Genomic DNA, 12371 nt, shown 5'->3' with positions numbered 1-12371 from the left:
TTTAAAGCGCTTTTTATAAAAGTCTCATTCCAATTCTGCTATTTGCCATCTACGCTTATTACGTAAATGAATGGGTCAGTAAAAATTCATCTAAAAAGCTACAATTCGGCAAATAAGGAAACAGTTATGTTCATGCGCAAAGTTCTCCCTTTAATGGCGGGTTTACTGCTGGCTGGCAGCGCTCTGGCGGCAGATCCGGCATCTACCGATGCTAAAGCAGTAAAAGCGCCTTCGGCAAAACAGTTAGCTCAGCAAAAGAAAATGACCGACTGTAGCCAGCAGGCAAGCAGCCAGTCATTGAGCGGTGACGCTCGTAAAACCTTTATGAGCACCTGCTTAAAAGCGGAAACGAATCCAACCGCCACCACGCTAACGCCACAGCAGCAGAAAATGAAAACCTGTAACGCGGAAGCCAAAAGCAAAACCTTTAAAGAAGGCGAACGTAAAACCTTCATGAGCGATTGCTTGAAGAAAAAATAATTCTGCGGTCTGGCTCGCGTTCTTCACGTTATGGGAGGGCGCGAGCTTATTTCCCCATCCATCCACAGACATAACACATTGCATCTCGCACGAATTCCCCACTCAACACGTACACATACGCGCTGAAATTAGCTATGTTTAGACTCAGCTATTGCTGTTTCCTATACGATGGCAATATAATGATAATAGTTATCATTTAATAAATTACGCTAAGGAGTTTACCCATGGCTGTGACTAAATTAGTTTTGGTACGACACGGTGAAAGCGAGTGGAACAAAGAAAACCGCTTCACTGGCTGGACGGATGTTGAGCTTTCTGACAAAGGACGTTCCGAGGCAAAATCGGCGGGTAAGCTTTTAAAAGAACAAGGTTTCTCTTTTGATTTTGCATACACATCAGTGCTGAAACGTGCGATTCACACCTTGTGGAATGTGCTGGATGAACTGGAGCAGCAATGGCTGCCGGTTGAAAAATCATGGAAACTGAACGAACGTCATTACGGTGCTTTGCAGGGGCTGAATAAGGCTGAAACCGCACAAAAATATGGCGACGATCAGGTCAAACTGTGGCGTCGTGGCTTTGCCGTTACACCTCCTGAGTTAACCAAAGAAGATGAGCGCTATCCGGGCCACGATCCTCGCTACGCCAAACTCAGCGAGCAGGAACTGCCGGTTACTGAAAGCTTAGCGACCACCATTGACCGTGTTATTCCTTACTGGACCGATGTGATTAAGCCACGCATTGCGAGCGGTGAACGCGTCATTATCGCTGCACACGGTAACTCACTGCGCGCATTGGTTAAATATTTAGATAATTTAAGCGAAGATGAAATTCTTGAGCTGAATATTCCAACCGGCGTACCGTTGGTTTATGAGTTTGATGAAAATCTTAAACCATTAAAACGTTACTATCTTGGCGATGCAGATGAAATTGCAGCTAAAGCCGCTGCGGTTGCTAATCAGGGTAAAGCGAAATAATTTCCCTCCTGTTTTATTATTAATAAGCGCCTTCGGGCGCTTTTTTCTTGCTGAGTGCCGTGGCGAATAATCACAAAAATTCACACAACCAATAAATAATCACAATGCATAATTAAACAATCTGTGTTCACGAGTTCACACACTTCATTACAACACTAACTCATAAATGGTTTACAGTTATTTGGACTAATTTTCTTTTCCCTTTATGGAATTACATTGATGAACAAATTTTCTAAATTGACTCTTGCTGCATCAGCGCTCGTTTTTTCTGGTTTCGCTTTAGCATCCAGCAATACTAGCGGAAGCACTCAACCGGAACCTCAGCAAGATCCAATGATCCAGCATCTGCATTTAAATCAATCTCAAGTGGATAAGATTAAAGCCCTGCGGACTGAAACAGATAAGAAAATGGCCTCTATTGATACAAAAGATATCCAGAATGGCCTACTAATCGATATTATTGATTCAGGTAAATGGGATGAAACAGCGGTTAAGAAACAAATTGCGGCTTTCGGTAAAGCACAAGAGCAGGCTCGCTACTATCGTATGCAGTATTTCTTTAATTTGAGCAAAATCTTAACTCCAGAACAAAAAGCACAGGTTAAAAGCGATTTAGCACAAGAAATGCAGCAGCAATAAAACTGCTATCGGATTTTATCTAGTAAAAAGCCCACTCCGTGAAGTGGGCTTTTTTGTAAAACAGCTGATTAACCGCGACGTGCTTTCACGGCCTGTGCTAATTGGCGCAGTACCGTTTCAGTATCATCCCAACCGATACACGCATCAGTCACGCTTTTGCCATAAACCAGAGGCTCTGTGCCTTCTAGGTTCTGGTTGCCTTCTTCAAGATGACTCTCGATCATCACGCCCATAATGGCTTCATCACCCGCTTCCAGTTGGTGGCAAACGTCAGTACAAACATCTAGCTGCTTTTTGAATTGTTTGCTGCTGTTTGCATGGCTGAAATCAATCATCACCTGCTCAGCCAAACCAGCTTTCTTCAGCCCCGCTTTCACTTCCTGTACATGTGCAGCGCTGTAGTTTGGCTCTTTACCACCACGCAAAATAATATGGCAATCGCCGTTACCGCTGGTATTCACAATCGCAGAGTGACCCCATTTGGTGACTGACAAGAAGCAATGCGCCGCGCTTGCCGCGTTGATCGCATCAATAGCGACTTTGATGGTGCCATCGGTGCCGTTTTTAAATCCAACAGGACATGACAAGCCTGAAGCCAGCTCGCGGTGAACCTGTGATTCCGTAGTGCGCGCGCCGATAGCGCCCCAGCTCATGAGATCCGCCAAATATTGTGGCGTGATCATATCAAGGAATTCACCCGCCGTTGGCATACCAATATCATTGATATCCAACAGTAATTTACGCGCAATGCGTAAACCGTCGTTGATCTGATAGCTGCTGTCCATATGCGGATCGTTGATTAATCCCTTCCAGCCCACGGTGGTGCGTGGTTTTTCAAAATACACGCGCATCACAATCTCAAGCTCACCGTTGAGTTCTTGGCGTAGCTTGAGCAGGCGCTGCGCGTATTCTTTGGCGGCTTCAATATCGTGAATCGAGCATGGACCGATAATCACCAGCAGGCGATCGTCTTTGCCTTTGAGGATTTGATGAATTGCACCACGGGCCTGCGACACCGTCTCTGCTGCAAACGCCGTCGCCGGAAACTTCTCTAACAAGGCAACAGGTGGCAGGAGTTCCTTAATTTCTTTAATGCGTAAATCGTCGTTCTGGTAATTCATAACTATTCCGTTGGTGTCGAAGGGGATTAATAGGCGAATCTCCAATCTAGCCGTTTTACGCGGCAATTGTAAACGGGGTTTGTTCAACAATTTCTTGATTTAAGCCCACGACAGCCTAGCAACTACGGTCATCACTTCATCATGAGTCATCATTGATGCTGATTTTAAACGTATTAATCAGCATAGATGGATATTGAACAGCCGAAGAAAAAGCAACTCCAACAACAAAATTTCTTCCTCACATAAAAGCCTTTTCCGCATAAAATAGTTTCATCAGGTTACAAGCAATCAATCGTGCAAAGATTTGTAGCGCATTCATTCACTATTATTATTTTTAATAAAATTCTTAATTTATAATTCAGCATAGGTTTCAGGTCGGATGCTTGCTTAGTTTTCTCTGTCGCATTTATAATCATGCGAACACATCATAGAGAAATACCGTGCAATGGACAGCAAGACACTGGGTAAAATAACACAATCCTTCATTTGCTTTAGCATTTTTATACTTTGGTATTTTATTTCTTATGTTTCACTATTGCTTAGTAACTATAAAGCACTCTATCAAAGTGGATATCTCATCCCATTTATGAGTTTTGCGCTTTGGACACCCTTTTCTTACATCGCAATAAGAAAATATTCGTTTCACTACAAGGACATCAACAAGGGCAGTATCGATATAAAAAGCGCGCTATTTTTTATCTTTTTTATCATCACGCTAAGGATAATATCCGCTTTTTATGATAAGCCCGAAGTGTGGACTGAATCGATAGTTACTTATTCCAGTTTTTCTTTTTTCCTGTTCTCTTTTTGTGTTTGCTTCTTAGCCCCTATTTATGAAGAGATCGTATTTCGTGGTTTTCTTCTCAATGCATTTCTTTTATGGGGGCCTAAAGTAAAAGTTTATGGGATAGTATTAACATCTCTCTTATTCAGTCTTATGCATACTCAATATAACTCTCCCACGACCTTCATAGAGTTATTCACTTTTTCCGTCATATTATGTTATGCAAGAATATACAAAAATGGATTACTGCTTCCTATATTTCTGCATTGTATTTTTAATTCATTTGCAACTATATTGGTCATATTAAGCAGATAGATGACAAATATTTCTGACACCTTCTTAGGCAAAAAAACGTTAGAGAACGTTCCGTATCAGCCGTCCTGTGCTTAAACTATAGTTATATAGTTAAAATCTAAAGCGTATTAAGGACAAAAGATGCCAGCTCATCAACATTCTCACTCCCCACAAAGCAGCGACAGTAAACGCTTGATACTGGCTCTGGCCGTCACCGCCATCTTCATGGTGGTTGAAGTTATCGGCGGGCTTATTTCAGGCTCGCTGGCGTTGCTCGCCGATGCTGGTCATATGCTAACGGATACTGCAGCCCTGTTTGTTGCGGTTATCGCCGTGCGCTTTGCCGCTCGTTCACCGACTCTGAAACACTCATTTGGTTTTCTGCGTTTCACCACGCTTGCGGCATTCGTTAACGCCGCCGCGTTGGTGGTGATTGTTTTCATCATCGTATGGGAAGCGGTCAAACGCTTTATGTCGCCCGAGCCTGTGATGGGAGGGACAATGCTAGCCATCGCCATTGCAGGTTTGTTGGCGAATATTCTCTCATTCTGGCTGCTTCATCACGGTTCTGAAGAGAAAAACATCAACGTTCGTGCTGCCGCGCTGCACGTTATGGGCGATCTTTTAGGCTCCGTGGGTGCCATCGTGGCGGCGCTGGTCATCATGTGGACGGGATGGACCCCCATTGACCCTATTCTTTCCGTCGTCGTCTCATGCTTGGTTTTACACAGCGCATGGAATTTGCTGAAAGAAAGCACTAACGAACTTTTAGAAGGCACACCAGAAGATGTCGATGTACCGCAGCTCCAGCGAGCGCTATGCAATGTATTTCCCGAGGTGCGTAATGTACATCATGTGCACATTTGGCAAATTGGCGAACAGCGCTTAATGACGCTGCACGTACGAGTGATTCCGCCACACGATCATGATGGTCTTTTAGACCAGATCCAGCATTATCTTGCAGAACACTATCAGATTGGGCACGCAACCATTCAAATGGAATATAACGGCTGTGAGGAACATGACTGCGATCTTATGACTCAGGTAAAAATGCCCTCAGGCCATTCTCATTCGCATAGCCATGGGCACACACATGAGCACACAGACTAAGTAAGCAATCACAAACATCTTCGCGAAAAGCAAATGAAAAAAGGGAACCTCGCCATATCGCTTCGAGGTTCCCTTTTTTATCGTTATATCATCCCTATCAGGCCACGCTCATCGTTGGCTGCTGAGTGGGACTCAATGCACGCATCGCTTTTAACGCCTCTTCTGCGCGAGTCAGCACTTGCTTACATTGTTCTGCCGTAATGGTGAGCGGCGGTTCTATACGAATAGACTTAGAGTTATTCAGCGTTCCAGCAACCAGCACGTTGCGCTGGAACATCTCGCGAGAAAACGCATAGCCTACCTCGCTTTTGATAAACTCAATCGCCTGCATGAGCCCTTGTCCACGCACTTCCATCATAAACTCAGGATACTGCGTTGCTAAGCGACGGAACCCATCCATTAACTGCTGGCCACGCTCGGTTGCTTTCGCGGGAAGATCTTCAGTTAACAGCACATTGAAGGTCGCCAGCGCTGCCGCACAGGACAACGGATTACCACCAAAGGTCGTAGTGTGTAGGAACGGATTATCAAACAGGACAGAGAAGACTTTTTCGTTCGCAACCGTTGCACCAATTGGCATCACACCGCCGCCAAGAGCTTTTGCGAGGCACAGAATGTCTGGAGTAACATTTTCATGCTCACAGGCAAACATCTTGCCAGTACGGCCCATACCGGTTTGCACTTCATCGAATATCAGCAATGCGCCATATTCGTCACAAAGCGCTCTGACCGCCGGTAAATAACCTTTCGGTGGCAAGATAACCCCACCTTCACCTTGGATAGGCTCGAGCAGAACAGCGGCAACGTCGTCACCGGTCTTCTTGCACTCATGCAACTGAGTGCGCAGGGCTTCAATATCCCCAAAAGGAACATGATGGAAACCGGGTAACAGAGGCATAAACGGACGACGGAAAATAGACTTCGCAGTTGCGGACAGTGCGCCTAACGATTTACCGTGGAACGCACCGGTCGCAGCAACAAAAGTATATTTACCATGCGGCGATTGATACGCTTTAGCTAGCTTCAGCGCGGCCTCAACGGATTCGGTTCCGCTATTACAGAAGAACGTATATTTGAGATCGCCCGGCGTAATCGCCGCCAAGGTTTTCGCCAACATAGAACGTAGTGGATCAAGGAGTTCTTGGCTGTGCAGCGGCTGTTTCGCCAACTGACTTTCTACGGCGGATATAACTTTTGGATTACGGTGCCCTACATTAAAAATACCGAATCCACCCAAGCAATCGATATACTCGTTCCCCTGAGTGTCGACAAGCGTGTTTAGACCGCTCGCTTGCCATTCTACGGCTCCGTAATCCCCGCCTGCCGTGACTGATTTCCGATATTCCAAGAAACCAGGATTGACGTACTCCCTGAAGTTGCTCAGGACTTCTTTGTTTAAAGCCACCATTTCATCATGCGTTAGCGACTTTTTTTCAATCCAGTTCAATGCCTGCTGAGTACACTCTAGCGGGTTAAGTACCACGTTTGTTCGAGACAAAATGTGCTCCTGAATTCGTCGACATCACATGACGTCAGTTTAAATATTGCACAAATTGCACCAAACGCAGCCCGCTAACGCATTTCGAAAGAAAATAGTTATTTAATAGAACCAACAGGATTAACGCTGTTTAAGAAAATGAATACTGGCAGAAAAAATCGACACGCTAAATAGTCTAACGGCATAAAATTGCCAATCGGAGTGTGTGCTCACCATCACAGTGCAAGCATGAACTATAGCAGCGCATTTTGGGTTTCGCTCTTTTTTGGAAAGCGTGTAAATAAAAATTCATAAAAAAGGCCTGAGACGCAGTGCTCAGGCCATAGTTAATACTCACATTTTTGCTGTAGCCGTTAGGCGCCAAGCCGCTTAGGCATTACCTTTCACTTTGAGCTTGAGATCGCTTGCAAACTGTAACATGCGATCCAACGGCATCAGAGCGCGCTCACGCAGCGCAGCATCAACATTGATTTCATGCATGCTTCCACCCTGTTCTAATCCCGTAGCAATGGCCTGAAGGCCATTCATTGCCATCCATGGGCAATGGGCACACGTTCGACAGGTTGCGCCTTCGCCCGCCGTTGGTGCCTCTAACAAAATTTTATCTGGGCATGCCTGCTGCATTTTGTAAAAAATGCCGCGGTCAGTCGCCACTATCATCTGCGGGTTAGGCAGCCGCTGAGCAGCTTGAATCAACTGGCTGGTTGAACCAACTGCATCAGCCATGTCGACGATACTCTGAGGCGATTCAGGATGAACCAGAATGGCTGCATCAGGATAAAGCAGCTTCATTTGCTCTAATGCCTGAGTTTTAAACTCATCATGAACAATACAGGCACCTTGCCAACACAGTATATCCGCACCGGTTTGGCGTTGAACATAACGACCTAAATGGCGATCGGGAGCCCAGATGACTTTTTCGCCCAGGCTATCGAGATGCTCAATCAGCTCGACTGCAATGCTGGATGTGACCACCCAATCAGCTCTCGCTTTCACTGCGGCCGACGTGTTGGCATAAACCACCACGGTTCTATCCGGGTGCGCATCGCAGAATGCACTAAACTCATCAACAGGACAGCCAAGATCGAGCGAGCATTCAGCCTGCAGCGTTGGCATCAATACCTGCTTTTCAGGGCTGAGGATCTTTGCCGTTTCCCCCATAAAGCGAACGCCGGCGACAAGCAAAGTCGTCGCTGGATGATCTCGGCCAAAACGCGCCATCTCTAATGAATCAGATACACAGCCACCGGTCTCTTCTGCTAATGCCTGAATTTCTGGATCGGTATAGTAATGTGCGACTAGAACCGCGTTACGTTGCTTAAGCAGCGTTTTGATTTTCTCGCGGTAGAAGCGTTTTTCATCTGGAACCAGCGGTGTTGGCTTGGGTGGAAAAGGGTATACCGCAGCATTTGGGTCAAACATCGCGCTATAGCTCATCTTGGAGGGTTGATTGTTTGGCGAGTATACAACAAATGATTAACACAGGTGAGCACTAATTAGACTTTTTGTTTTGTATACTAAACATAGTTAGTCGAGATAGGCCAAATTCAGGCCAGAAATGGTAGGTTAGCATGAGATTGTTTAGTATCGGTAAGAAATGGCACTAAAGTGATATTTGGTCAGGATGACTCGGCTGCGCCTCGCCCTTCGGATCGTCGCAAGCGACGTTCAAAACACTAACGTGTTTTGTCGAACCTGAACGCAGGCTCTTACCCACACGACAAGCGAACTCTGTATATATCTAGATTATTTGAAGCGATGAGGGTACTAAAAGAAATGGTGGGTCGTGCGGGATTACTCGGCTGCGCCTCGCCCTTCGGATCGTCGCAAGCGACGTTCAAAACACTAACGTGTTTTGTCGAACCTGAACGCAGGTTCTTACCCACACGACAAGCGAACTCTGTATATATCTAGATTATTTGAAGCGATGAGGGTACTAAAAGAAATGGTGGGTCGTGCGGGATTCGAACCTGCGACCAATTGATTAAAAGTCAACTGCTCTACCAACTGAGCTAACGACCCGCTGTAGCGGAGTGTAACTCTCTTCGAATGGTGGGTCGTGCGGGATTCGAACCTGCGACCAATTGATTAAAAGTCAACTGCTCTACCAACTGAGCTAACGACCCATTCGAGAGTGCTACTTCAGTAGAAAACCGTTTGATGCTCAAACATAATAAATAAATGGTGGGTCGTGCGGGATTCGAACCTGCGACCAATTGATTAAAAGTCAACTGCTCTACCAACTGAGCTAACGACCCATTTATTTATCTGGCTTACTACCTTAAAACTAAATCATTTTGAAATGGTGGGTCGTGCGGGATGACTCGGCTTTCGCCTCGCCCTTCGGGCCGTTGCTTCGCAACGTTGTCTCGCTTTCGCTCGACTTGAACCTTTACGGTTCTCACCCACACGTCTTACCTATTTCTACTATTTTTGAATGGTGGGTCGTGCGGGATTCGAACCTGCGACCAATTGATTAAAAGTCAACTGCTCTACCAACTGAGCTAACGACCCATTTCAAAAATTGTTGCCTGAATCACTCTGTTTCAGTTTGTCTGGGCAACGGCGGCATATATTACCCATTTATCAGGACAGCGCAACCAAAAATTTTAATAATCAGTTCAATTGATTGCACTTCGTACGTTCAGGCCCATAAATTAAACAAATCGTCTACTTCTGAGCCTGAAAATACGCTTATGATGCAGCAATACGTTTTTGAGCCTGCTTCGCAGCATCGCTCGTTGGGTATTGCTTAATAACCTGCTGATAGACGGCTTTGGCTTTATCAGCCTGCCCTTTCTCCTGCATGATCACCCCAACCTTGTACATCGCGTCGGGCGCTTTCGGGGATTTAGGGTAATTTTTAACAACTACGGCAAAATAATACGCCGAGTCATCTTTTTTACCTTTGTTGTAAAACAGTTGCCCCAGCCAATAATTTGCATTTGGCTGATAGGTCGAATCTGGATATTGCTTAACAAAGCTTTGGAAGGCGGTAATCGCCTGATCGTTCTGCTTTTTCACCAACACCAAATCTACCGCACGGTTGTAATCCGTGTTGGCATCACCACTGCTAGCTGGTGCAGTGCTCGCTACAGGGGCTGCCGTAGTGCTAGAAGCATCAGAAGCCGTCGAGGATGCGGCGGCCGAATCTGCGGCTGCGGCACCTGTATTGGCACTACTATTGGCACTACCTTGGCTGTCTAACTGCAAGAGGATCTGTTTTTGACGTTCAACAACTTGATTCAGTTGATACTGACTTTCTTGGATTTGACCACGAAGAGAATCAATGTCGCGCTGGTTATCGGAGAGTTGCTGTTGGAGCTGAGAAAATAGTTGACCCTGAGCATTAGTTATACGCTCAAGTGAAGTGACTCGGTCTTCAACCGAGCCGGAGCCGACGCTACTGATTGGGGCTTGGGCAATAGCGGCCCAGGGGGCCGCTATTCCAACCAGTAACGACAGACTCAACAAGTGAAGTCTGAAGTTACTGCTCATGCGATACTCGTCTTACTAACTATTAGTAAACCAGTACGGCACGACGGTTTTTAGCATAGGCTGCTTCGTCGTGGCCCAGTACTGCTGGTTTTTCTTTACCGTAAGAAACGATAGAGATCTGATCAGCGCCTACGCCTTTACCTTGCAGGTACATCTTAACTGCGTTAGCACGACGTTCGCCCAGGGCGATGTTGTACTCAGGAGTACCGCGCTCATCCGCATGACCTTCTACAGTCACTTTGTAAGATGGGTTGTTACGCAGGAAAGCAGCATGCGCATCCAGCATCTGAGCGTAGTCAGAGCTCACATCGTACTTGTCCAGACCGAAGTAAACGATGTTGTTTTTCTGGAGTTCTTGCATCTGCAGACGAGCCTGTTCTTCAGAAGACAGGTTGCTGCTGCCGTTTTCCATACCGTTACCAGCGCCAGCACCCATTGCTGATTGATCGTCGTTCGCATTTTTATGTGAACTACAAGCAGCTACAGCCATGATAGGCAGTGCCAACATCAGCCCCTTCAGAACTTTGTTCAGTTGCATCTCTTTGATCCTTTTATAATTTGCTATACATATCTTTTTATACATGCATCACAGATACGGCGACCAGGCAGGGAATTTCACCTGTCCATCGGTTGCCGGAAGACGCGCTTTGAAACGCCCGTCGGTCGAGACTAGCTGCAACACGGAACCCAGTCCTTGAGTAGAACTATAGATAACCATGGTACCATTTGGCGCGATACTCGGCGTTTCGTCTAGGAACGTGCTGGTCAAAACTTGATTCGCATTCGATCCGAGATCCAGTTTAGTGATGTGCTGTGAACCGCCGCTAGTGCCAACCATGACAAGGAACTTGCCGTCAGAACTTACGTCGCCATCCTGATTCTGAGAACCTTCCCAGGTCAGACGTTCAGGCGCACCACCATTAATATTCACTTTATAAATCTGTGGACGTCCACCTTGGTCAGATGTAAATGCCAAAGTTTGACTATCCGGGAACCATGAAGGCTCCGTATTGTTACTACGGCCATCAGTAACCTGACGAATTGAGCCAGAGCCCAAATCCATAACATACAGGTTCAAGCTACCTGTTTTAGACAGCGCGAACGCCAACTTGCTGCCATCTGGAGAGAACGATGGCGCACCGTTGTGGCGTGGGAATGACGCTACCTGACGGATTGCTCCGTTAGACAGAGTCTGAATCACCAGCGCTGATTTACCGCTTTCGAAAGTCACATAAGCCAGTTTGCTACCGTCTGGAGACCACGCCGGAGACATCAATGGCTGTGGTGAGCGGTGAACAACAAACTGATTATAGCCATCGTAGTCAGCAACGCGCAGTTCATAAGGGAACTGGCCGCCGTTAGTCTGCACAACATAGGCAATACGGGTACGGAATGCGCCTTTAATACCGGTCAGCTTTTCAAAAACTTCATCGCTGCTGGTATGTGCCGCATAGCGTAGCCACTGCTTGGTCACTTTGTACTGATTCTGAGACAGAACGCTGCCAGGGTTACCAGAGGTATCAACCATCTGATAAGAAACCATATAGCCGCCATCTGCGCTTGGCTGAACCTGACCCACCACGACCGCATCAATACCCAATGCTGTCCACGCTGCCGGAGTCACTTCAGCAACCGTCGTTGGCTGCTGTGGCATACGGTTGGTGTCAATCGGGTTGAATTTACCGCTGTTGCGTAAGTCAGCCGCGACAATCCCACCGATATCTTCAGGAGCAGAACCCGGTCCCATCCATTTGAAAGGCACTACACCGATCGGACGAGCGGTATCAACACCCTGAGTAATCACTATTCGGACTTCCGCGTGGAGCACACTGGCCCACAGGATTAATAGTCCCATCGCTACACGAAACGCCTGCTTCATCATATCTCCCTTATCTGACCCCGATGGCCACGATAATTTAGCAGAATTTTAACAAACCAACGCACACAAAACTACATATTGCCCAGTGTAA

General features: G+C 46.5%; 11 protein-coding genes, 4 tRNA genes and 3 other RNA genes. 5 read left to right on the top strand and 13 right to left on the bottom strand.

What is annotated here, in order from left to right; translation table 11 throughout:
- Positions 1–126 precede the first annotated feature (126 nt).
- From CPY98_RS06115 to CPY98_RS06105, 3 genes are all read left to right on the top strand, one after another.
- Positions 127–480 (top strand): PsiF family protein, encoded by a 354-nt coding sequence (locus tag CPY98_RS06115; protein ID WP_025800728.1) that lies wholly within the window; start codon positions 127–129, stop codon positions 478–480.
- A gap of 224 nt (positions 481–704) precedes the next feature.
- Positions 705–1457: a 2,3-diphosphoglycerate-dependent phosphoglycerate mutase gene (gpmA, locus tag CPY98_RS06110; protein WP_025800727.1), complete on the top strand. Its 753-nt coding sequence runs from the start codon at positions 705–707 to the stop codon at positions 1455–1457.
- 219 nt (positions 1458–1676) lie between these two features.
- The gene (locus tag CPY98_RS06105; protein WP_025800726.1) at positions 1677–2096 is read left to right on the top strand and encodes a Spy/CpxP family protein refolding chaperone; all 420 of its coding nucleotides are present in this window, start codon (positions 1677–1679) and stop codon (positions 2094–2096) included.
- Between the two features lie 68 nt (positions 2097–2164).
- On the opposite strand, the gene aroG is transcribed toward CPY98_RS06105, so the two are convergent.
- Positions 2165–3217 (bottom strand): 3-deoxy-7-phosphoheptulonate synthase AroG, encoded by a 1053-nt coding sequence (aroG, locus tag CPY98_RS06100; protein ID WP_096386773.1) that lies wholly within the window; start codon positions 3215–3217, stop codon positions 2165–2167.
- A gap of 445 nt (positions 3218–3662) precedes the next feature.
- On the opposite strand from aroG, the gene CPY98_RS06095 reads away from it, so the two are divergent.
- Both CPY98_RS06095 and zitB read left to right on the top strand, forming a co-directional pair.
- Positions 3663–4316 carry a CPBP family intramembrane glutamic endopeptidase gene (locus CPY98_RS06095; protein ID WP_043491919.1) on the top strand — a complete coding sequence of 218 codons (654 nt, stop codon included), beginning with the start codon at positions 3663–3665 and terminating at the stop codon, positions 4314–4316.
- Positions 4317–4436: 120 nt separating this feature from the next.
- The gene (gene zitB, locus CPY98_RS06090; RefSeq protein ID WP_043491917.1) at positions 4437–5405 is read left to right on the top strand and encodes a CDF family zinc transporter ZitB; all 969 of its coding nucleotides are present in this window, start codon (positions 4437–4439) and stop codon (positions 5403–5405) included.
- Positions 5406–5502: 97 nt separating this feature from the next.
- On the opposite strand, the gene ygjG is transcribed toward zitB, so the two are convergent.
- The 12 genes from ygjG to tolB form a co-directional block, all read right to left on the bottom strand.
- Positions 5503–6903: a putrescine aminotransferase gene (gene ygjG, locus CPY98_RS06085; RefSeq protein ID WP_025800722.1), complete on the bottom strand. Its 1401-nt coding sequence runs from the start codon at positions 6901–6903 to the stop codon at positions 5503–5505.
- Positions 6904–7272: 369 nt separating this feature from the next.
- The gene (gene nadA, locus CPY98_RS06080; RefSeq protein ID WP_172863835.1) at positions 7273–8340 is read right to left on the bottom strand and encodes a quinolinate synthase NadA; all 1068 of its coding nucleotides are present in this window, start codon (positions 8338–8340) and stop codon (positions 7273–7275) included.
- 172 nt (positions 8341–8512) lie between these two features.
- A non-coding RNA gene (locus tag CPY98_RS06075) (RtT sRNA) lies at positions 8513–8636 on the bottom strand.
- A gap of 44 nt (positions 8637–8680) precedes the next feature.
- Positions 8681–8805, bottom strand: a non-coding RNA gene (locus CPY98_RS06070) — RtT sRNA.
- A 44-nt stretch (positions 8806–8849) separates the two neighbouring features.
- Positions 8850–8925, bottom strand: a tRNA-Lys gene (locus tag CPY98_RS06065).
- 28 nt (positions 8926–8953) lie between these two features.
- Positions 8954–9029: transfer RNA gene (locus tag CPY98_RS06060), tRNA-Lys, on the bottom strand.
- Between the two features lie 56 nt (positions 9030–9085).
- Positions 9086–9161, bottom strand: a tRNA-Lys gene (locus CPY98_RS06055).
- A 45-nt stretch (positions 9162–9206) separates the two neighbouring features.
- Positions 9207–9328, bottom strand: a non-coding RNA gene (locus CPY98_RS06050) — RtT sRNA.
- 13 nt (positions 9329–9341) lie between these two features.
- A tRNA-Lys gene (locus tag CPY98_RS06045) sits at positions 9342–9417 on the bottom strand.
- A gap of 180 nt (positions 9418–9597) precedes the next feature.
- On the bottom strand, positions 9598–10401 hold the full coding sequence (gene cpoB / locus CPY98_RS06040; RefSeq protein ID WP_096386767.1) for a cell division protein CpoB: 804 nt from the start codon (positions 10399–10401) through the stop codon (positions 9598–9600).
- A 22-nt stretch (positions 10402–10423) separates the two neighbouring features.
- Positions 10424–10939 carry a peptidoglycan-associated lipoprotein Pal gene (pal, locus tag CPY98_RS06035; protein WP_025800719.1) on the bottom strand — a complete coding sequence of 172 codons (516 nt, stop codon included), beginning with the start codon at positions 10937–10939 and terminating at the stop codon, positions 10424–10426.
- Positions 10940–10987: 48 nt separating this feature from the next.
- Positions 10988–12280: a Tol-Pal system beta propeller repeat protein TolB gene (tolB, locus tag CPY98_RS06030; RefSeq protein WP_025800718.1), complete on the bottom strand. Its 1293-nt coding sequence runs from the start codon at positions 12278–12280 to the stop codon at positions 10988–10990.
- Between the last annotated feature and the right edge of the window lie 91 nt (positions 12281–12371).

It is taken from the genome of Hafnia sp. CBA7124 (genome assembly GCF_002355555.1).
Lineage (GTDB): Bacteria > Pseudomonadota > Gammaproteobacteria > Enterobacterales > Enterobacteriaceae > Hafnia > Hafnia alvei.
Note: the sequence above shows the minus strand (reverse complement) of the source record. Positions and strands in the feature narration are given on the sequence as shown.